The sequence below is a fragment of the Aeromicrobium sp. Leaf291 genome (assembly GCF_001423365.1).
Taxonomy (GTDB): Bacteria; Actinomycetota; Actinomycetes; order Propionibacteriales; family Nocardioidaceae; genus Aeromicrobium.
In genome coordinates, this window is the sequence record NZ_LMNM01000001.1 from 339,069 (window position 1) to 357,944 (window position 18,876).

Genomic DNA, 18,876 nt, shown 5'->3' on the forward strand with positions numbered 1-18,876 from the left:
GGCTGCACGGCTCAGGACAGGGCGCGGACCACGGCGCTGGCCGGCGGCTTGCCCAGCTGCTCGGCCATCCAGGAGCTGGTGGCCACGAGCGCGTCGAGGTCGACGCCGTGCTCGATGCCGAGACCGGTCAGGAACCACACCAGGTCCTCGGTGGCCAGGTTGCCGGTCGCGCTCTGCGCGTACGGGCACCCGCCGAGGCCACCGGCCGAGGCGTCGAAGGTCGTGACGCCGGCCTGCAGCCCGGCGTGGACGTTGGCGAGGGCCTGGCCGTAGGTGTCGTGGAAGTGCAGGGCCAGCCGCTCGGGCCCCACCCCGGCCGCCCCGAACCGACGCACGAGGTCGCCCACCTGACCGGCGGTCGCGACGCCGATCGTGTCGCCGAGCGACAGCTGCACCGCACCCAGCTCGAGCAGGTCGCTGCCCACGCGGACGACCACGTCGGGGTCGACCGGACCCTCCCACGGGTCGCCGAAGCACATCGACACGTACGCGCGCACGTCGGCACCGGCCTCCCGGGCCCCCCGCACGACGGGCCCGAACATCGCCATCTGCGCGTCGAGGGTGCTGTTGAGGTTCTTGGCAGCGAAGGTCTCGGTGGCGCTGGCGAAGACCGCCACGTGGCTGCAGCCGGCCTCAAGCGCACGGTCCAGGCCGCGCTCATTGGGCACGAGCACCGGGTGCTCGAAGCGCGGGCCGTCCCGCAACGCCTCGACGAGCTCGGCGGCGTCGGCCAGCTGCGGCACCCACCGCGGGTGGACGAAGCTGGTGGCCTCGACGACGGGCAGCCCGGCAGCGACGAGGCGCCGCACGAAGGCGGCCTTCACGTCGAGTGGGACGACCGCCTTCTCGTTCTGCAGGCCGTCGCGCGGACCGACCTCGTAGATCGTCACGCGCTCGGGGAGACCCCGCTCCGGCACGACCATCGGCAGGGGTGCCGGGCCCTGGGCGGCAGGGGATTCCGGGAGCGTCATGCGTCGTCCGCCCTGGGCTCCACGTGCACCACGACGTGGCCCATCGCCACCTGGTCGCCGACGGCGGCGCCCACGTGGGTGACGGTGCCGTCGTGGGGGGCGACGAGTGCGAGCTCCATCTTCATGGCCTCCACGGCGCCGAGCCGCTGACCCGCCGTCACCGCGTCGCCGACCGCGACGTCGAGCGCCACGACCGCACCAGGCATGGGCGACACGACGTCGGCGGTGCCGGCGGCCGCCACCGACGAGCGACGCATGGCGTCGGCGGCCTCGAGCACCCACGTCTGCCCCTGCCAGGTGGCCCAGACCCGGCGACCGCGGCGTGTGGCGCTCGCCGTGGCGTACGAACCGGTCGAGACCTCGTAGACCGTCCCGTCGGGCTCGGCCAAGGGCGCAGCCGTGCGCATCGACGGTCCCGCGGACCGCCAGCCGTCCCCTCGACCGAAGGGCGAGCCGTCCCGTTCCGGCTCCAGCAGCGACGCCGCCGACTGCAGCGCCTCCGGCGTCGGCGAAGGACGCTCGAGCAGCGGCCCCTCGTACGCGTCGAGCCAGCCGGTGTGTACCTCACCGGCCCGGAACTCCGGTGAGTCGACCAGTCGCCGGACCCAGCCGAGATTCGTCTCGATGCCCTCGACCTGCGACCCGTCGATCACCGAGACCAGCGTGTCGATCGCCGCGTCGCGATTGGCGCCCGCGCCGACGAGCTTCGCGATCATCGGGTCGTAGGCGGCGGCCACTTCGGCCTCGTACTCGATGGCGGCGTGCACCTGGCCGGCACCGCGAGACGAGGCCGAACGGTCCCACACCACGTCGAGCACGTGCCCGGCCTGCGGGAGGAACCCGGTGTACGGGTCCTCGGCGTACACGCGCACCTCCACGGCGTGGCCGGTGCACGTGATCTCGTCCTGCGCGAGGGGCAGCGGCAGGCCCGCCGCGACGTCGAGCTGCCACTGCACGAGGTCGAGACCCGTCACCTGCTCGGTCACGGGGTGCTCCACCTGAAGGCGCGTGTTCATCTCGAGGAAGTAGGCGGTCTGCCCCTCGGGGGAGTCCGCGACGAGGAACTCGACGGTGCCCGCGCCGACGTAGCCGACTTCCTGGCACAGCGCCACGGACGAGTCGTGCAGCAACGTGCGCAGCGCCGGATCGAGACCCGGGGCCGGCGCCTCCTCGACGACCTTCTGGTGGCGACGCTGCGCGGAGCAGTCGCGCTCGAAGAGGTGCACGACGGTGCCGTGCTCGTCGCCGAACACCTGCACCTCCACGTGGCGGCCGCCCTCGACGTAGGCCTCGACGAGCAGGGTGTCGTCGCCGAACGACGACGCCGCCTCCCGACGCGCGGTGGCCACGGCGTCGGCGAGGTCCTCGGGGCGGCGCACCACGTGCATGCCCTTGCCGCCACCGCCGGCCGCGGCCTTCACGAGCACCGGGTAGGCGTCGGCGGGGACGTCGTCGGTCTCGTACCGCGGGGTCACCGGAACGCCGGCCCGCTCGGCGACCTCGCGGGCCCGGTCCTTGCGACCCATCAGCTCGATGACGTCGGGCGACGGACCCACGAACACGAGCCCGGCGGCCTCCACGGCACGCGCGAAGGCGGCGTTCTCGGACAGGAAGCCGTAGCCCGGGTGCACGGCGTCGGCACCGGACGACACGGCAGCGGCCACGACCTCGTCGACGTCGAGGTAGGAGCCGATGCGGACCGCGTCATCGGCCTCGGCCAGGTGCAGCGCGGCTGCGTCGAGGTCGGTGAACACCGCCACGCTGCGCAGGCCCGCGTCGCTGCAGGCGCGGACGATGCGGCGGGCGATCTCGCCGCGGTTGGCCACGAGGACGGTCTGGATCTCGGTCATGATCGGCTCACATCCGGAAGACGCCGAAGCCGGGAGCTCCACCGTCGAGATCGGGTCGGTCGGCGAACGACGGCACGGGCGCGTTCGCGCAAGCCTGGAGGGCGAGCCCGAGCACGCGGCGGGTCTCGCGCGGGTCGAGGATGCCGTCGTCCCACAGGCGCGCGGTGGCGTAGTAGGGGTTGCCCTGCACCTCGTACTGGTCGCGGATCGGCGCCTTGAACGCCTCCTCGTCCTCCGCGGACCACGCGCCGCCTTTCCCCTCGATGCCGTCACGGCGCACCGTGGCAAGCACCGACGCGGCCTGCTCGCCGCCCATCACCGAGATCCGCGCGTTGGGCCAGGTCCAGAGGAAGCGGGGGTCGTAGGCGCGGCCGCACATGCCGTAGTTGCCCGCACCGAACGAGCCACCGATGATCACGGTCAGCTTCGGCACGACGCTGGACGCGACGGCGGTGACGAGCTTCGCGCCGTCCTTGGCGATGCCGCCGTTCTCGTACTCGCGGCCGACCATGAAGCCCGTGATGTTCTGCAGGAAGAGCAGGGGGATGCCGCGCTGGTTGGCCAGCTCCACGAAGTGGGCGCCCTTGAGAGCCGACTCGCTGAACAGGATGCCGTTGTTCGCGACGATGGCGACGGGGTAGCCCTCCACGTGGGCGAACCCGCACACGAGCGTGTCTCCGTAGAGGGGCTTGAACTCGTGCAGGCGCGAGTCGTCGGCGACGCGGCGGATCACCTCGCGCACGTCGTAGGGCGTGCGGCCGTCGACGGGCACGACGTCGAGCAGCGTCTCGGGGTCCTCGCGCGGCGGCAGCGCCGGCTGCGGCTCCAGGTGGGTGCGGGCCGGACCCAGGGTGCCGACGATGGAGCGGACGATGTCGAGGGCGTGCGCGTCGTCGTCGGCCAGGTGGTCCACGACGCCGGACGTGCGGGCGTGCACGTCGCCGCCACCGAGGTCCTCGGCCGTCACGACCTCGCCCGTCGCGGCCTTCACGAGCGGGGGCCCGCCGAGGAAGATCGTGCCCTGCTCCTTGACGATGACCGACTCGTCGCTCATCGCCGGCACGTACGCACCGCCGGCCGTGCACGAGCCCATGACGGCCGCCACCTGCGCGATGCCGCGCGCCGACAGCTGCGCCTGGTTGAAGAAGATGCGGCCGAAGTGGTCGCGGTCGGGGAACACCTCGTCCTGCATGGGCAGGAAGGCGCCCCCGGAGTCGACGAGGTAGACGCAGGGCAGCCGGTTCTGCAGCGCCACGGTCTGGGCGCGCAGGTGCTTCTTGACCGTGAGCGGGTAGTAGGTGCCGCCCTTCACGGTGGCGTCGTTGGCCACCACCATCACGTCACGGCCGGCCACGCGGCCGATGCCGGTGATGATCGACGCGCTCGGCACGGCGTACTCGTCCGCAGCCGCAGGCCCGTCGCCCCCGTACATCCCGTAGGCCGCCAGGGGCGCGATCTCGAGGAACGGCGAGCCAGGATCGAGCAGCCGGTCGACCCGGTCGCGCGGAAGGAGCTTGCCGCGGGCGACGTGCCGCTCGCGCGAGGCGTCGCTGCCGCCGCGGCGGACGCGGGCGGTGCGCTCGTGCAGCTCGTCGACGAGGTCGCGCAGCGTGGAGGGGGAGCCGGTGCTCATGCGCCTGAGGTTAACACCCATTAACCAGATGCGGTACGGTCGTGCCATGTCCGACCGCCGTCGCGAGATCGCCCGCAGCGCGGTCGAGCTGTTCGCCGACCGCGGCTTCCACGGCGTCAGCGTCGGCGACGTCGGCGCGGCGTCGGGGATCTCGGGCCCGGCCATCTACAAGCACTTCCGCAGCAAGGAATCAGTGCTCGCCCAGGCGCTGGTCGACATCAGCATGGAGCTGCTGGAGACCGGTCGGGCACGCGTGTCCGCCGCACCCGACGGACCGGGTCGGCTCGACGCTCTCATCGACTGGCACATCGACTTCGCCGTCACCCACCCCGCCTACATCGTGGTGCAGGAGCGCGAGTGGTCTTCCCTCGACGCCGACGCCCGTGCCGAGGTGCGAGCCCTGCAGCTGGCCTACGTCGACGTGTGGGTCGACGTCGTGCGCACGCTCCGCGACGACCTCACCCGTACCGCCGCCCGCGCCGCCGTGCAGGCGACGTTCGGCCTGCTCAACTCCACCCCGCACAGCGCGCGCATCGCCGAGGCCGACCTGCGGGTCCTGCTCGCACGGATGGCGCGGGCCGCGCTGCTCGGCTGACGCCCGGTCGCGCCGCTGGACCGTCAGGAGGGGGCGATCAGGAAGGGGCCGCCACCACGGCGGGTCGCCGGCTCGACGTCACAGCGACCGTCACGCCCACCAGCATGACCAGGGCACCCACCGCCTCGAGCACGTTCGGCACCTCCCCCAGCACGAGCCAGGCGCTGAGCATCCCGACCGGGGGCACGAGCAGGATGTACGGCACCACCGACGACGCGGGGTGCTTCGCCATGAGGCCGTTGAAGATCGTGTAGCCCACGAGCGACGCGCCGACCACGGTGTACAGGGTGCTCAGCAGCGCCGCCCAGCCGAAACCGGCCATCGCCTCGACCATGACGTCGGGGCCGTCGACGACCCACGAGACCGCCAGGCACGGCAGGGGGACCACGAGCGCCGACCACACCACGAGCGAGAGTCCGGACTCGACCTTGGCCGCACGGGCGACGACGTTCCCGATCGCCCATGACAGCGCGGCGCCCACCGTCACGACGAGGGGCACGATCGACGCACCGGCGCCGAAGCCGACCGCCACGACGACCAGCCCCGCCGTGCCGACCAGGGCCCCGGCCGCCTGGCGCCGGCTCGGCCGCTCGTCGAGGGCGACCGCCGCGATGACGATGGTCAGCACCACCTGGGCCTGCAGCACCAGCGAGGCGAGACCGGCCGGCATGCCGGTGGCGAGCGCGAGGTACAGCAGGCCGAACTGACCGAGGCTCATGAACGCGCCCACGGCGACCACGGCCTGCCACGACGCCTTCGGCCGCGGGACCAGGAACACCAGAGGCAGGGCCACCAGCACGAAGCGGATCGCCAGGAACAGGAACGGGGGGACGTCCTCACCGTCACCGCCCTCGAGGCCGAGGTGGATGGCCACGAAGTTGCCGCCCCACAGGACAGCGACGAGCACGGCGAGGAGGCTGTCACGACGGGTCACCGAGCCAGTCTGGTGGTCAAGACCGTGTACGTCCAGCGATGCTTTCTTCACGATTCCATGTACGGTTCCTGCATGATCGACCTGAGCGCCCTCCGCTCCCTGCTCGCCGTGCACCAGCACGGCAGCGTCGTGGCCGCGGCCCACGCCCTGGGCTACACGCCGTCGGCGGTCTCCCAGCAGGTCAAGCGCCTGGAGCGGCAGCAGGGCCGCCCCCTGCTGGAACGAGTGGGACGCGGCGTCGTGCTCACCGACGTCGGCCGACTGCTCGCCGAGCGTGGGTCGGCGGTGCTCGACGAGCTGGAGTCGCTGTCGAACCTCGGGCGCGACGGCAGCCGCCCCCAGGGTCCGTTCCACCTGGCCACGTTCGCGACGGCGAACCGCGGGCTCGTGGCACCCCTGCTCGCGCGCCTGGCCGTCGAGGCGCCGGAGCTGCGGGTCACGGTGGTCGAGGCGGACCCGCGCGACGTCGTGCTCCAGGTGGCCAGGGGCACCGCCGACGCCGGGCTCGTGCACGACTGGGAGTCCGTCCACCTCGAGATCCCCCCGGGCGTCGACGCGGCGCTCCTGCTCACCGACCGGGCCGACCTCGTGGTCCACCGCGACCACCCGCTCGCCGCCCGGACGTCGGTGACCCCGCGCGACCTGGTGCAGGAGCAGTGGGTGTGCACGCCTGCCGGCAGCATCTGCCACGACTGGCTCGTGGCCATGTTCGCCGGTCACGCGCTGCGGCCCGAGCTGCGCTACATCGACCACGAGTACGCCTCGCACCTCGCGCTCGCCGCTGCGGGCGTGGCCGTCGCGCTCGTCCCACGGATGGGTCGCGGGCCCCTGCCCCCGGAGGTCGTCACGGTGCCCGTCGTCGACCCGGTGCCCGAGCGACGCGTCCAGCTCGTCTGGCGGCGCGCCACCACCGACCACCCCGCACGACGACTGCTCCACGACCTCCTCGTCGACGTCGTGGGCTGAACCGGCGATCCGCGGCGGCGCTAGAGCTTCGGCTCGAACGTCTCCGGCGAGGCCGTGGTCCAGTCCCTCACCCAGCCCTCCGGCGGCGTGGCGAGCAGGGCGCCGGGCTCGAGCCACTCGAAGAGCTCGGCGTAGGTCTGGGTCACCTGCGGGTCGACGCGCCGGAACAGCTTGCGCGGGGTGAGGTCGTCGAAGGAGTCCAGCCCCATCGACGCGACGATCTGCTGTGCGCTGTTGACCGTGTTGGCCTGGAAGTCGCGCACCCGGTGCACCTTGTCGTCGACCACGAGGGCCCGGGCGCGCCACGGGTCCTGCGTCGCGACGCCCACCGGGCAGGTGTTGGTGTGGCAGGTCTGGGCCTGGATGCACCCGACCGCGAACATCATGGCGCGGGCCGCCAGCGTGAAGTCGGCGCCCTGGCAGATCCGCTTCACGATGTCGATCCCGGTCGCGACCTTGCCGCTCGCGCCGATCTTGACCCGGTCGCGCAGCCCGGTCCCGACCAGGGCGTTGTGCACGAACATGAGGCCCTCGGTGAGCGGCATGCCCACGTGGTCCTCGAACTCGACCGGCCCGGCCCCCGTCCCGCCCTCGGAGCCGTCGACGATGATGAAGTCCGGAGTGCTGTCGCGCTCGACCATGGCCTTGCAGACCGCCAGGAACTCCCGCCGCGAGCCGATGCACAGCTTGAACCCCACCGGCTTGCCGCCGCTGAGCCGACGCAGCTCCGAGACGTAGTCGACCAGCCCGAGGGGCGTGTCGAACGCACGGTGCGTGGGCGGGGAGACCACCGTGGTGCCGATCGCGACGCCCCGGGCCTCGGCGATCTCGTCGTTCACCTTCGCGCCGGGCAGCAGACCGCCCAGGCCCGGCTTGGCGCCCTGCGACACCTTGATCGAGATCGCCTTCACCTGCGGGTCGACCGCCCGTTCGGCGAACCTCGCGGCATCGAAGCCACCGTCCTCGGTCCGGCACCCGAAGTAGCCCGACCCGATCTCCCAGATGAGGTCGCCGCCGCGCCTGCGGTGGTACCGGGAGATGGAACCCTCGCCGGTGTCGTGGGCGAAGCCGCCCAGCGCCGCACCGCCGTTGAGCGCCTCGATCGCGTTGCCCGACAGCGACCCGAAGCTCATGGCCGACACGTTCAGCAGGGCGATGTCGTAGGGATGCGTGCACTCCGGCCCACCGAGCCGCACGGTCGGGCGGACGTCGGGCTTGGTGCGGGCCCGCATCGAGTGGGCCACGAACTCGTAGCCCACGGCGTTCACGTCGCGCTCGGTGCCGAACGGCTCCTCGCCGTGGTTGCCCTTGGCCCGGTCGTAGACGAGGTCCCGGGTCTCGCGGTCGAAGGGCGTGCCACCGGTGTTGGACTCGATGAAGTACTGCTGGATCTCGGGCCGCAGCCGCTCCATCGCGAAGCGGGCGTGCCCGAGCACCGGGTAGTTGCGCAGGATGCTGTGCCGACGCTGCAGCAGGTCGTGCAGCCCCGTCGCCGCCAGCACGGCGAGCGGGGCCGCAGCCCACCACCACAGCGCGGACGTCCCGAGTGCGAGCACCCACCCGACCGCAGCCGCCACCACCAGCGCGAGGACCGCGAGCCACCGGATCATGCCGTCATGCTGGCACGGATCAGTGCTGGACGCCCTCGACCGCCGGCGCGTGCTTGAGCGTGCGCCACGAGACCAGCGCAGCGAGCAGGGCGATGCCGATCGCGAGCCCCGACGTGCGCTGGACCCCGAGGTCGAAGGCAGCCCGTGCCGACTCGGCGAGCGCCGCCCCCATCTCGTTGGGGTAGCGCTCGGCCATGGTGAGCGTGCTGCCGAGCGTCTCGAAGGCGTGGTCGCGCTCGCCGTGCTGCAGCATGGCCGGCACGGTCAGCTCGGCGCGGTAGGTGGCCGTGAGGATGCTGCCCAGCACGGCGGTGCCCAGCACGGCGCCGATCTCGTAGGCGGTCTCGGAGATCGCCGACGCCGACCCCGCCTTGTGCGGGGGCACCGCCGCGAGCACGAGGTCGTTGGTGAGCGTCTCGGCCAGGCCGATGCCCACCCCCATCACCACGAAGGCGACGAGCACGGTCGCGACGGTCGGGTGGCCGGTGAAGGCCGCCACGGCGTAGCCGGCCGAGGACGCCACGAAGCTGAGGCTCACGAGGACCCGCACGGGGAAGCGGCGCACGAGACGCACGGCCAGGAAGCCGGCGGCCATCGTCACGACGAGACCCGGGAGGAGCACCATGGCCGAGTCCATGGGCGACATGCCCAGCACCAGCTGCAGCAGCTGCGCGGCGAAGAACAGGAACCCGGTCAGACCCATCAGGCTGAGCAGGTTGGCCGCGAGCGCACCGCTGAAGACCCGGTTGCGGAAGAGCGACAGGTCGAGCATGGGCGAGGCGCTGCGCTGCTGGCGACGCACGAACAGCGCGCCGGCAGCGATGCCCAAGGCGAACGAGCCGAGCGTCACGTCGTCGATGCCGGCCTTGGCGAGGTGCTTGATCCCGTAGACGACGGGCAGCATCGCCACGACCGCGAGCACGATCGAGGTCGGGTCGAGCGGGCCGGGGCTCGGGTCCTTGGACTCGGGCACGAGCCACAGGGCCAGCGGGACGAGCAGCACGATGAGCGGCACGTTGATGAGGAAGACCGAGCCCCACCAGAAGTGCTCGAGCAGGTACCCGCCGAGCACCGGGCCCAGGGCGGCGCCACCGGAGAACATGGCGGCCCAGGCTGCGATGGCCAGACGCCGGTCCTGGGCGTGGTGGAAGACGTTGCGGATCAGCGACAGCGTCGAGGGCATGAGCGTGGCGCCGAAGAAGCCCAGCAGCGCACGGGCGACGAGCAGCGTCTCGGCGCTGCTCGCGTACGCCGCGACCAGCGAGGCCGCGCCGAAGCCCACCGCGCCGATGACCAGCAGACGGCGCCGACCCACGCGGTCGCCGATGCTGCCCATCGCGATGAGCAGACCGGCGAGCATCAGTGCGTAGACGTCGACGATCCACAGCAGCTGGTTGCCGGTCGGGCGCAGCTCGGTGCTGATGGAGGGCAGCGCGAAGCTGAGGACGGTGTTGTCGACCGAGACGAGCAGCACCGGGATCATCAGGACGGCGAGGGCACACCACTCGCGCAGGCCCGCACGGACGGGGGGCACCTCGGGCAGTGGTGCAGATGACGGGGCAGTCGAGCTCGAGCGGGGATCGATGGTGGTCATGGCGGGCCTCCTTCCGGCGGACGGCGAACGGCCCGGACGGTCGTCCGGGCCGAGCACCACTATACCGTCCAGCCGGTACAGTCACCACCCTCTCCGGTGCTGCGCGGCGGTGATCCTCGTCGCACCGCCGCAGGTAGGCTCGCGCCATGCCGTCGGCCGAACGCTCCACCCGTGACCGCGTGCTCGACGCCTTCGAGACGCTCCTGGTCACGCAGGGCAGCCGCGCAGCCACGCTCGACGCCGTCGCCGCGCTCGCCGAGGTGTCGAAGGGCGGCCTGCTCTACCACTTCCACAGCAAGGACGAGCTGGTCGACGGCATGCTGACCCGCCTGCGCGAGCAGGGAGCCCGCGACGCCGACGCCATGAGCCGTGCTCCGAAGGGTCCGGTCGACTACTACCTCGAGACCTCGGTCGACTCCGGCAGCGACTTCGACCGCGCCCTCATCGCAGCCGGACGCATCGCCCAGGAGAACGACGCACGCGCCTCCGACGCGCTGGCCGACCTGCGCGAGGGCTGGTTCGTCGTCCTGCGCGAGCACCTCGGCGACGAGTCGCTGGCCCGCACCATCCAGCTGATCGGCGACGGGCTGTACTTCGACGACACGACGGGCCTGGCCGAGAAGAACGCCCTCGGGCACGTGCGCGACGTGCTGCGCCGCCTCGACGCCCTCTGACCGTCACGCGCCCGGCGGACGCACGTCGCCCGGCGTTCACCCGCAGCGGTTGCCCTGGAGTCATGAAGCTCCTCGCCATCGGCATCGCCGCAGCCGGCATCATCGCCACGCCGAGCGTGGCCGTCGCCGCACCCTCCGCTCCGGTCGTCGACAAGCCGACCACCACGCAGGGACCGAAGAAGCCCACCCGCAGCATCACGGTGTTCGCGCACCGCGGTGCCTCCGGCTACCGGCCCGAGCACACCCTCGCCGCCTACGAGCTGGCCATCCGTCAGGGCGCCGACGTCATCGAGCCCGACCTCGTCAGCACGAAGGACGGCGTGCTCGTCGCCCGCCACGAGAACGAGATCAGCGGCACCACCGACGTCGCCTCCCACCCGGAGTTCGCGGACCGGCGCACCACGAAGGTCATCGACGGCGTGGACGTGACCGGCTGGTTCACCGAGGACTTCACCCTGGCCGAGCTGAAGACGCTGCGCGCCATCGAGCGCCTGCCCCAGGTCCGTCCCGGCAACACGGTCTACGACGGCCGCTACGAGGTCCCCACGTTCGACGAGGTGATCGAGCTGGCCCGGCGCGAGAGCCGCGGACGCCGCACCATCTCGGTGGCGCCGGAGACCAAGCACCCCACGTACTTCCGCTCCATCGGCCTCGACCTTTCCAAGCCCCTCGTGCGGTCGCTGCGCCAGGCCGGGTGGGACCGCCGCAACGCCCCGGTCGTCATCCAGTCGTTCGAGACGTCGAACCTCCGCGAGCTGGCTCGCTGGACGAGGGTCCCCCTGGTGCAGCTCACGTCGGGGTCCGGCGCTCCGTACGACCTGGTCGCGCAGGGCGGGAGCACCACCTACGCGGACCTCCTGACGCCCGAGGGCCTGCGCGACGTCGCCCGCTACGCCCGGTGGATCGGCCCGGAGAAGAGCCAGGTCATCCCCCGCGACGCCTCCGGCGCCCACACCGAGCCGACGTCGCTCGTGGACGACGCGCACCGCGCCGGCCTCAAGGTGGCCGTCTACACGATCCGCGACGAGAACCGGTTCCTGCCGACGGACCTGCGCACCGGGTCCGACCCCAACGCCCGCGGAGACGTGGCCACCGAGCTGCGCCGCTACTTCGAGGCCGACGTGGACGGGGTCTTCGCCGACTACCCCGACACCGCGGTCGCGGCTCGCGCCGCCTGGGTCAAGCGCCGCTGACACCTCATCGAGACGCACGACGGGCCGGCCCTTCCGAGGAAGGACCGGCCCGTCGTCGTGCGCGTCGGGTGGTGCCGCTCAGCGGCGGCGCAGCTCCAGGAAGATGCTGGGGCCGAAGTCGTTGGCGGCGAGCCGCTCCTGCAGCGCCTTCTCGACCGACACGAGCAGCCGCGTGGGGAGAGCCTTCTTGAGCTTCTCGCTGCGCAGGTTCGAGACCGACAGCTTGCGCTCGAGACCGAGGCCGACGTCGGACAGCTGGGCGACCACGGTGTCGACGTTGTGGTTGACGAAGGCGATCGCGTCGGGCTCCTCGGCCGTGGCGGTGCGGATGCTCACCGGCTCCTTCGGCAGCGGCGTGCCCTGCTTCTTGAACCGGCGACGGTTCAGGAAGTGGCCGTAGTTCGCGACCTCGATCAGCGCGGTCGCGCCGGGCTTGAGCACGCGCGCGATCTCGCCGAACTCCGTCGACGGCTCGGGGATGTGGTGCATGACCCGCACCATCGTCAGCAGGTCGAGCGAGGCGTCGTCGAACTGCAGGTCGTCGGCCTGCATCTGCACCTGGGCGATGTCGGTGCCGGCGAGGACGCGCTCGGCGGCCTCCAGCTGGGTGCGGCTCGGCTCGGCCAGCGTCACGTGGTCGGCGTACTCGCGCAGCAGCAGGCAGAGACGGCCGAAGCCGCCGCCCACGTCAGCCGCGCGACCGAAGTGCCGGCCGTCGAGCAGGCGTCGGATCGCGGCCTCCTCGGCAGCGTGCTCGTAGTCGCGGTTGTCCCAGTACGTCGTGTAGTCGTAGCCGCGGTCGTACTGGTCGGCGACCTTCTTGCGCTTCTCGTCCGTCACGCGCGTCAGCCTAACAACGGCAGCCAGCGGCCCGACCGGCGCCGACGGGTGCAGGACCCGAACCGCTGGGTTGCTGTGCTCGGTCGGGTTCAGTCGAACGTGCGGGGGCCGAACTCGGGGGTCTCACGCTTCATCCCGGCACGGCGAGCGATGGCCGTGTTGGGCGAGCGGAACATCCGCAGCTGGTAGACCCGCTCACGCCGGAACGCCGACCGCAGACCGCCGAGCCGCACACCGTTGAGCAGCTTCTTGGTCGCGGCGACCGAGTCGGGCGAGCGGGCGACGATCGCGTCGACCAGCTCGAGCGCCGGCTTCAGCGGGTCGTCGGCCACGCCGGACGCCAGGCCGATCTCCACCGCCTCCGACCCGCTCACGACCTCGCCCGTCATGGCGAGCCGCTTGGCGACGTCGGCGCCCACCAGCTCGACGAGGGGGACCGTCCCGCTCATGTCGGGCACCAGGCCCCACTTGGCCTCCAGCACGGACCACTGCGCGTCGGGCGTCGTGAACCGGAAGTCGGCTGCGAGGGCCAGCTGGATCCCCGCCCCGAACACGTGGCCGCGCGTCACGGCGATGACCGGCACGGGGAGCTCCCGCCACGCCCAGAGCGCCTGCTGGAACCCGTTCGTCGCCCGCCACGGAGGCGTGAGGAAGAACGCGGCGACCTTCTTCCTCTGCGGGCTGACCGTCGCGAAGTCGAGTCCGGCGCAGAAGGAGCTGCCCTCACCCTGGAGCACGACCGCGCGGACCTCGCGGTTGCGGCGCAGCTCGGCCGCGGCTTCGAGCAGCCCGTCGAGCACCTCGAAGTCGACCCCGTTGAGCTTCTCGGGCCGGTTGAGGCTCACGTAGGCGAGGTGGCCCTCGATGCGGGTGGTGACGGCGGCACTGGTCATGACCTCAGGTTACCCGCCGGTAGTGCCGGGCCGACCGTCAGCGGACGCGGTCGAGGACCTGCCGGACCGCACCGTGGACGTCGGTGGGGATCTCGGGGGCCTCCAGCCCGAACCGGATGCTCATCTCGTCGGGCCAGGCGCCGGACGCCCGGATGAACGAGCCGGACTGGCCGGCGTCGAGGTGACGACGGACGAGCGACGCGGACTCCGCGGGGGCGCCCCACGTGACCACGACGGAGGGCGACAGGTGCGTGGCGAGGTCGAGCACCTCGCGCAGGTCGACGTCGGGGCCGACGATCCGCAGGCCGATGTCGGCCTGGGCCAGCGCCGCCCCCCAGGCGACGAACGGCAGCGCCTTCGCCTCGTCGACGAACGTCGCGAGCAGCACCTGCGCCTTGACCCCGTTGCGACGACGAGCGTCCTGGGTGCCGCGGACGTCGTGCAGGTGCTCGAGCACGGCCTTCCGGGCGAGGGTCTGGGACTCGGGCGTGACCGCGCCGCGGGAGACCTCGTGGGTCAGTCGGCAGAGGGTCGGCGACAGCACGTCACGCCAGACCTCCAGCACCGGCGTGCCGGCCAGCATGGCGAGCAGCAGGTCGTGGAGTCTCTGCTCGTCCGCCGCCGTGGCGGCGGCCAGCAACGAGTCGAGCAGGTCGTCGGTCGCCAGGTCGGTCTGGCTGGGCGACTCGCCCCGCAGGGCCGACGACAGGTCGTCGCGGTCGAGGTGGCGCGCCACGCGGGCGGCGTCCTGGGCGGAGACCCCTCGGGCCACCATGCGTCGAACCAGCTCGACCCGACTGATGTCGCGCTCGGTGTAGCGACGGTGACCACCGTGGGTGCGATGGCTGGGACCGATCCCGTAGCGGCGCTCCCACGTGCGGAGCGTGGAGGCAGCGACGCCAAGTCGCGACGACACGGCGCCGACGCCCCACGTGAGATCGCCTCCGGCGTGAGCGACGTCGACCCACTCCCCGGCCGTCGGGCGCGGTTCGTCGGGACGTCCCGGCGAGTCCTTCACCACGTCACCTCCCGGCCGCGTCGGGCCTTGCTGCCACTGTAGGCCTCTTGCGCAGGGTTGCCATTCGGGGAGCCACCTGGATAGGTTGTGAAGAAGTTGCGTTCGAGGTGGAGCACACCGCTTCGGGCCCATCGAGGTGAGACAGGTCGGAGCTTCCGACGTCCGCCGAGAAGGGGCACGATCATGGTCAGCATCAAACGACTCCCCATGCCACTGCAGGAGACCTACGAGTGGCAGTACGACGGCCTCTGTCGCGACGTCGACCCGGAGGGGTTCTTCTCCCCCGAGGCCGAGCGCGGCACACCGAAGGCCCGACGCGAGGAGGCGGCGAAGGCGCTCTGCGCCCGCTGCCCGGTCATCGAGCAGTGCCGCGAGCACGCGCTCACCGTCCAGGAGCCGTACGGCGTCTGGGGCGGACTGAGCGAGGCCGAGCGCCGCGAGATCCTCGAGCGTCGCCCCCGCACCACCGACGTCGCCTGAGACGTCGCCCCCCAACGAACAGGAGGACAGACATGTCCGACACGTCCTTGAACGGCAAGACCGTCGCCTTCCTCACCGCCCAGATCGGGGTGGAGAAGCCCGAGCTCGAGCAGCCGTGGCAGGCCGTCCTCGACGCCGGCGGGACTCCGGTCCACGTGGCACCCGAGGCCTCGACGGTGCAGTCCATGGTCGGTGACGTCGACAAGGACGCCACCTTCGAGGCCACCGTGGCCGTGGCCGACGCCTCGGCGGCCGACTACGACGCGCTCGTGCTGCCCGGTGGCACCGTGAACGCCGACAAGGTGCGTGCCGACGCCGACTCCGTCGCACTCGTGAAGGCGTTCGTCGACGCGGGCAAGCCGATCGCGGCGATCTGCCACGCGCCCTGGATCCTCGTCGAGGCCGGCGTGCTGCCGGGCAAGACGCTCACGTCGTTCCCGTCGCTGACCACCGACGTCCGCAACGCGGGCGGCACGTGGAAGGACGCGGAGGTCGTGCACTGCCCGGCGAACGGCTGGGACCTCGTCACCTCGCGCAACCCCGACGACCTGCCCGCGTTCGACGCGAAGCTCGTCGAGGTCTTCGCGGGCTGACGCCCCCGACGCCCACCGGGACAGCACCGAGGCGCCACCTGCTCCGTGGAGCGGGTGGCGCCTCGTCGTGCGGGTCGGTCGGACCTCAGGAGCCGGGCCACTCCCCGGTGACCTTCTCGAAGGTGCGCGCGCCCTGGCGGTCGATGACGGCCTTGACGGCGGCGTAGATCGCGCCCTGGAGCACGGCGGCGAGCATGATCTCCTTGAACGGGTACTCGCTCTGCAGCGGACCGGGGACGTCGCCGCTGGCGTCCGTCGAGGGGCTCACCCGCTTCCAGACCTGCTTGAAGATCATGCTGGCGAACAGGCCGCCGAGGATGGAGCTCACGAGCCCGACGGGCCGGTAGAGGACCTTGGCGGAGGTGCTGGGCTTCTTCTGCGGGGCACTGGACGGCATGGTCCCGACGGTAGCCACGGACGCTTCGATCCGCATCACGACGCCCGTCCCCCCGATGCGGACGGGCGTCGCGGACCGGACGCGTCGCCGCCCCCTGGAGGAGGGCGACGACGCGGCCTCAGGAACGACCGTGTCCGGAGAGCACGGTCGGCCGGCGACGGTGTCCCGCCGTCGCCGGATGGGTGAGGGCGGCCTCGAGCGCGGCCGTGGCGACGACGCGGCGCACCTGGCGTCGGCGTCGCTCGATCTCGGACCTGCGGTGGGCAGGTGCGGCGATGCGCTCCACGGTGTCTCCTCTCGTCGTCGCATCCACTGTGTCGCGCCCGGACAGGACGATGCGAGGGTCGAGCGGCTCAACCGACGTGGGCCTTCGGGCCCACCCGGCGCACGGGAAGGAGCCGAAGGGGTCAGTCGGTGCTGACGCGCACGGCGAGCTTGCCGTGCACGTGACCCTCCTGGCTGCGGGCGAAGGCCGCGGGAAGCTCCTCGAGGGGGTAGGTGTCCTCCACCTCGATGCGCAGCGTGCCGTCGTCGACCAGCCCGACGAGCCGACCCAGGTCGTCGGCGTCGGGGCGCACCCACAACCAGGCGCCGCCGGCACCGAGCACGGCGTCGTCGGCGATGGAGGCGTGACGGCCGTCCTCCTCGAGCAGCGCCGTGGTCTGGTCCACGACGCCGCCGACGAGGTCGAGCACCACGGAGACGCCGTCGGGGGCGAGCCCGCGCACGGCCTCGACCAGGCCGTCGCCGTACTCGACCGGCTCCCCACCGAGCTCGCGGATGCGGTCGTGCTGGCTGCTGGACGCCGATCCGATCACCCGGGCGCGGAAGGCCCGCGCGGCCAGCTGCACCGCGAACGAGCCGACGCCTCCGCCGGCACCGTGCACGAGGACCGTGTCCTCCGGGCCGACCTCGAGCCGCTCGAGCGCCTGGAAGGCGGTGAGCCCGGCGAGCGGGAGCGACGCGGCCTCCTCCCACGACACGTCGACCGGCTTGCGGGCGGCGGCACGCACCGGGACCGTCGTGTACTCGGCGAAGGTCCCGCCGTGGACGTAGTCCTTGCGGTTGTAGGCCACGACCTCGTCGCCCACGGAGAACTCGGGCGTGTCGATGCCCACCTGGGCCACGACACCGGCGACGTCCCAGCCCGGGACCACGGGGAACCGGACGTCCATGAGGGCGTCGAGGCCACCACTCATGAGCTTCCAGTCGACGGGGTTCACGGAGGCCGCTCGCACCTCCACGAGCAGCTCACCCGGTCCGACCTTGGGGGTCGGCTGGTCGGTGAGCTCGAGGACGTCGTCGTCTCCGTACTGGGCATAGGTCATGGCACGCATGTCATGGTCAACGGACCACGGCGGCGGACCATTCCATCCGCGCCCCGGAGGGAGTCGTGCCGCCTACCCTCGTCCCATGAGCACCCCGGACTTCATCCTCGCCCTTCGCGAGAAGATCGGGACCGACCCGCTGTGGCTCCCCGGCGTCACGGCGGTGACCACGCGCGGCGACGAGGTCCTGCTCGTCCGCCGGGCCGACGACGGCACGTGGACACCGGTCACCGGCATCATCGACCCCGGCGAGGAGCCTGCCGACGCCGCGGTGCGGGAGACCCTCGAGGAGGCCGGCGTCGAGGCGGAGCCGGTGCGGGTCGCGCGCGTGGGGGTCACCGACGTCGTCGTCTACGCCAACGGCGACCGGACCCAGTACACGGACATCACCTTCGGCCTGCGGTGGGTCTCGGGCGAGCCGCACCCCGCCGACGGCGAGAACACCGACGCGCGCTGGTTCGCCCTCGACGACCTGCCGGACATGACCGCCGACATGCGCGGTCGCGTGGCCGCCGCCCTCGAGGACGGTCCGACGACCTTCGGCTGGTCGGGGGCCTGAGCCTCAGGACTCGGCGGCCAGGGCGGTCGCGAAGCCGAGCATGACCACGCCCGTGCCGCCGTCGATGCCGCGTCGGAACCCCGGACGGGCGATCCGTGACGCGGCGGCGGACGCCCCGTGCACGACCACGAGCAGCACCACGGCGCCCACCGCCACGAGGGTCAGCGCATAGGCAGCGAGCACGGCCACGCCCTGGTCGCGGCCCACGAACTGCGGCAGCACCGCGAGGTTGAAGGCGAGCACCTTGGGGTTCGTGATGTTGCAGACGAAGCCCTGGCGCACGGCGGTGCGACGCCGCACCTGGGCGCGGCCCGAGCCGACGGCCCAGGCGCTCCCGTCGCGGCGCAGGGCCGAGCGCAGGGCCGTGACCCCGAGCCACGTGAGGTAGACGACCCCGGCCCACCGGATCGTGAGGAACACCGGCTCGGAGGCAGCGAGCACCGCACCCAGTCCCATCGCGGCGAGGAGTCCCTGGACCGCACCGGCGGCCGTGATGCCGGCGGCCGTGTACATCCCGCGCCGACGTCCGCCCACGACGCTGGCGCGCAGGGTCAGGAACGTGTCGGGTCCCGGCGCGACGGCGAGCAGCGCCGCGAACGCCAGGAAGGAGAGGTACGTGGCCACGGGACGAGCGTAGGGCCCCGCGACCGTGGTCGTGACCGCTTCCGAGGGGGCTGAGGCCTGCGTCGACGCGACCCGGCTCACACCGGTCCCCGGAACGGTCGGGGCGGGCCGTTCGTCCCACCTC

General features: G+C 72.3%; 20 protein-coding genes. 7 read left to right on the forward strand and 13 right to left on the reverse strand.

Translation table 11 applies throughout. The annotated features are described in order from the left end of the window. Nucleotides 1-11: 11 nt before the first annotated feature. From ASF35_RS01605 to ASF35_RS01615, 3 genes are read right to left on the reverse strand one after another with little or no spacing between them, the layout of a single operon-like run. Nucleotides 12-971 carry a hydroxymethylglutaryl-CoA lyase gene (locus ASF35_RS01605; protein ID WP_235499088.1) on the reverse strand — a complete coding sequence of 320 codons (960 nt, stop codon included), beginning with the start codon at nucleotides 969-971 and terminating at the stop codon, nucleotides 12-14. Then, a complete protein-coding gene (locus ASF35_RS01610; protein ID WP_055961841.1) occupies nucleotides 968-2,821 on the reverse strand; it encodes a biotin carboxylase N-terminal domain-containing protein in 1,854 nt (617 codons plus the stop codon). The genes ASF35_RS01605 and ASF35_RS01610 overlap by 4 nt, the downstream gene beginning before the upstream one ends. A gap of 7 nt (nucleotides 2,822-2,828) precedes the next feature. After that, nucleotides 2,829-4,454: a carboxyl transferase domain-containing protein gene (locus ASF35_RS01615; protein ID WP_055961844.1), complete on the reverse strand. Its 1,626-nt coding sequence runs from the start codon at nucleotides 4,452-4,454 to the stop codon at nucleotides 2,829-2,831. Nucleotides 4,455-4,500: 46 nt separating this feature from the next. On the opposite strand from ASF35_RS01615, the gene ASF35_RS01620 reads away from it, so the two are divergent. Beyond that, a complete protein-coding gene (locus ASF35_RS01620; RefSeq protein ID WP_055966034.1) occupies nucleotides 4,501-5,049 on the forward strand; it encodes a TetR/AcrR family transcriptional regulator in 549 nt (182 codons plus the stop codon). A 37-nt stretch (nucleotides 5,050-5,086) separates the two neighbouring features. Here ASF35_RS01620 and ASF35_RS01625 read toward each other — a convergent pair whose 3' ends face one another. Then, entirely contained in the window at nucleotides 5,087-5,983 is an 897-nt protein-coding gene (locus tag ASF35_RS01625) for an EamA family transporter (protein ID WP_082495320.1), read from the reverse strand. Nucleotides 5,984-6,055: 72 nt separating this feature from the next. Here ASF35_RS01625 and ASF35_RS01630 point away from each other — a divergent pair, with 72 nt between their 5' ends. Beyond that, a complete protein-coding gene (locus tag ASF35_RS01630; RefSeq protein ID WP_055966036.1) occupies nucleotides 6,056-6,949 on the forward strand; it encodes a LysR family transcriptional regulator in 894 nt (297 codons plus the stop codon). Between the two features lie 20 nt (nucleotides 6,950-6,969). Here the strand turns inward: ASF35_RS01630 and ASF35_RS01635 are convergent, their stop codons facing one another. Both ASF35_RS01635 and ASF35_RS01640 read right to left on the reverse strand, forming a co-directional pair. Continuing rightward, a complete protein-coding gene (locus tag ASF35_RS01635; RefSeq protein WP_055961848.1) occupies nucleotides 6,970-8,559 on the reverse strand; it encodes an FMN-binding glutamate synthase family protein in 1,590 nt (529 codons plus the stop codon). 19 nt (nucleotides 8,560-8,578) lie between these two features. Beyond that, a complete protein-coding gene (locus tag ASF35_RS01640) occupies nucleotides 8,579-10,153 on the reverse strand; it encodes an MFS transporter (RefSeq protein ID WP_055961851.1) in 1,575 nt (524 codons plus the stop codon). A gap of 146 nt (nucleotides 10,154-10,299) precedes the next feature. On the opposite strand from ASF35_RS01640, the gene ASF35_RS01645 reads away from it, so the two are divergent. Continuing rightward, the gene (locus tag ASF35_RS01645; RefSeq protein WP_055961854.1) at nucleotides 10,300-10,827 is read left to right on the forward strand and encodes a TetR/AcrR family transcriptional regulator; all 528 of its coding nucleotides are present in this window, start codon (nucleotides 10,300-10,302) and stop codon (nucleotides 10,825-10,827) included. Nucleotides 10,828-10,889: 62 nt separating this feature from the next. Then, a complete protein-coding gene (locus ASF35_RS01650; protein WP_055961858.1) occupies nucleotides 10,890-12,020 on the forward strand; it encodes a glycerophosphodiester phosphodiesterase in 1,131 nt (376 codons plus the stop codon). A 78-nt stretch (nucleotides 12,021-12,098) separates the two neighbouring features. On the opposite strand, the gene ASF35_RS01655 is transcribed toward ASF35_RS01650, so the two are convergent. The 3 genes from ASF35_RS01655 to ASF35_RS01665 all read right to left on the reverse strand — a co-directional run bounded on the left by ASF35_RS01655 (nucleotide 12,099) and on the right by ASF35_RS01665 (nucleotide 14,771). Next, nucleotides 12,099-12,860 carry a class I SAM-dependent methyltransferase gene (locus tag ASF35_RS01655; protein ID WP_055961861.1) on the reverse strand — a complete coding sequence of 254 codons (762 nt, stop codon included), beginning with the start codon at nucleotides 12,858-12,860 and terminating at the stop codon, nucleotides 12,099-12,101. Nucleotides 12,861-12,949: 89 nt separating this feature from the next. Beyond that, a complete protein-coding gene (locus ASF35_RS01660) occupies nucleotides 12,950-13,753 on the reverse strand; it encodes a crotonase/enoyl-CoA hydratase family protein (RefSeq protein WP_055961864.1) in 804 nt (267 codons plus the stop codon). A gap of 37 nt (nucleotides 13,754-13,790) precedes the next feature. Continuing rightward, nucleotides 13,791-14,771, reverse strand: a complete 981-nt coding sequence (locus tag ASF35_RS01665; RefSeq protein ID WP_200931710.1) for a MerR family transcriptional regulator — start codon at nucleotides 14,769-14,771, stop codon at nucleotides 13,791-13,793. A 183-nt stretch (nucleotides 14,772-14,954) separates the two neighbouring features. On the opposite strand from ASF35_RS01665, the gene ASF35_RS01670 reads away from it, so the two are divergent. Together ASF35_RS01670 and ASF35_RS01675 are read left to right on the forward strand one after the other, a co-directional pair. Continuing rightward, nucleotides 14,955-15,251, forward strand: coding sequence for a WhiB family transcriptional regulator (locus ASF35_RS01670; protein ID WP_055961873.1), 297 nt, complete (start codon nucleotides 14,955-14,957; stop codon nucleotides 15,249-15,251). A 32-nt stretch (nucleotides 15,252-15,283) separates the two neighbouring features. Continuing rightward, nucleotides 15,284-15,844 (forward strand): DJ-1/PfpI/YhbO family deglycase/protease, encoded by a 561-nt coding sequence (locus tag ASF35_RS01675; protein WP_055961876.1) that lies wholly within the window; start codon nucleotides 15,284-15,286, stop codon nucleotides 15,842-15,844. A gap of 85 nt (nucleotides 15,845-15,929) precedes the next feature. Here the strand turns inward: ASF35_RS01675 and ASF35_RS01680 are convergent, their stop codons facing one another. The 3 genes from ASF35_RS01680 to ASF35_RS01685 all read right to left on the reverse strand — a co-directional run bounded on the left by ASF35_RS01680 (nucleotide 15,930) and on the right by ASF35_RS01685 (nucleotide 17,569). Further along, nucleotides 15,930-16,241 carry a DUF4235 domain-containing protein gene (locus ASF35_RS01680; protein ID WP_055966037.1) on the reverse strand — a complete coding sequence of 104 codons (312 nt, stop codon included), beginning with the start codon at nucleotides 16,239-16,241 and terminating at the stop codon, nucleotides 15,930-15,932. Between the two features lie 118 nt (nucleotides 16,242-16,359). Continuing rightward, nucleotides 16,360-16,527, reverse strand: a complete 168-nt coding sequence (locus ASF35_RS17880; protein ID WP_156364910.1) for a hypothetical protein — start codon at nucleotides 16,525-16,527, stop codon at nucleotides 16,360-16,362. 121 nt (nucleotides 16,528-16,648) lie between these two features. Continuing rightward, nucleotides 16,649-17,569 (reverse strand): NADP-dependent oxidoreductase, encoded by a 921-nt coding sequence (locus tag ASF35_RS01685; RefSeq protein WP_200914466.1) that lies wholly within the window; start codon nucleotides 17,567-17,569, stop codon nucleotides 16,649-16,651. 85 nt (nucleotides 17,570-17,654) lie between these two features. On the opposite strand from ASF35_RS01685, the gene ASF35_RS01690 reads away from it, so the two are divergent. Then, nucleotides 17,655-18,128 carry an NUDIX domain-containing protein gene (locus ASF35_RS01690; RefSeq protein ID WP_055961884.1) on the forward strand — a complete coding sequence of 158 codons (474 nt, stop codon included), beginning with the start codon at nucleotides 17,655-17,657 and terminating at the stop codon, nucleotides 18,126-18,128. A gap of 3 nt (nucleotides 18,129-18,131) precedes the next feature. Here the strand turns inward: ASF35_RS01690 and ASF35_RS01695 are convergent, their stop codons facing one another. Further along, on the reverse strand, nucleotides 18,132-18,752 hold the full coding sequence (locus ASF35_RS01695) for a LysE family translocator (protein WP_055966039.1): 621 nt from the start codon (nucleotides 18,750-18,752) through the stop codon (nucleotides 18,132-18,134). Nucleotides 18,753-18,876: the final 124 nt, after the last annotated feature.

What these genes read in the sequence shown, in the direction of transcription:
- ASF35_RS01660 (WP_055961864.1), bottom strand. Translation starts at nt 13,753, where the DNA reads ATGACCAGTGCCGCCGTCACCACCCGCATCGAGGGCCACCTCGCCTAC.
- ASF35_RS01605 (WP_235499088.1), bottom strand. Translation starts at nt 971, where the DNA reads ATGACGCTCCCGGAATCCCCTGCCGCCCAGGGCCCGGCACCCCTGCCG.
- ASF35_RS01635 (WP_055961848.1), bottom strand. Translation starts at nt 8,559, where the DNA reads ATGATCCGGTGGCTCGCGGTCCTCGCGCTGGTGGTGGCGGCTGCGGTC.
- ASF35_RS01680 (WP_055966037.1), bottom strand. Translation starts at nt 16,241, where the DNA reads ATGCCGTCCAGTGCCCCGCAGAAGAAGCCCAGCACCTCCGCCAAGGTC.
- ASF35_RS01620 (WP_055966034.1), top strand. Translation starts at nt 4,501, where the DNA reads ATGTCCGACCGCCGTCGCGAGATCGCCCGCAGCGCGGTCGAGCTGTTC.
- ASF35_RS01670 (WP_055961873.1), top strand. Translation starts at nt 14,955, where the DNA reads ATGGTCAGCATCAAACGACTCCCCATGCCACTGCAGGAGACCTACGAG.
- ASF35_RS01685 (WP_200914466.1), bottom strand. Translation starts at nt 17,569, where the DNA reads ATGACCTATGCCCAGTACGGAGACGACGACGTCCTCGAGCTCACCGAC.
- ASF35_RS01690 (WP_055961884.1), top strand. Translation starts at nt 17,655, where the DNA reads ATGAGCACCCCGGACTTCATCCTCGCCCTTCGCGAGAAGATCGGGACC.
- ASF35_RS01610 (WP_055961841.1), bottom strand. Translation starts at nt 2,821, where the DNA reads ATGACCGAGATCCAGACCGTCCTCGTGGCCAACCGCGGCGAGATCGCC.
- ASF35_RS01650 (WP_055961858.1), top strand. Translation starts at nt 10,890, where the DNA reads ATGAAGCTCCTCGCCATCGGCATCGCCGCAGCCGGCATCATCGCCACG.
- ASF35_RS01640 (WP_055961851.1), bottom strand. Translation starts at nt 10,153, where the DNA reads ATGACCACCATCGATCCCCGCTCGAGCTCGACTGCCCCGTCATCTGCA.
- ASF35_RS01615 (WP_055961844.1), bottom strand. Translation starts at nt 4,454, where the DNA reads ATGAGCACCGGCTCCCCCTCCACGCTGCGCGACCTCGTCGACGAGCTG.
- ASF35_RS01630 (WP_055966036.1), top strand. Translation starts at nt 6,056, where the DNA reads ATGATCGACCTGAGCGCCCTCCGCTCCCTGCTCGCCGTGCACCAGCAC.
- ASF35_RS01645 (WP_055961854.1), top strand. Translation starts at nt 10,300, where the DNA reads ATGCCGTCGGCCGAACGCTCCACCCGTGACCGCGTGCTCGACGCCTTC.
- ASF35_RS01675 (WP_055961876.1), top strand. Translation starts at nt 15,284, where the DNA reads ATGTCCGACACGTCCTTGAACGGCAAGACCGTCGCCTTCCTCACCGCC.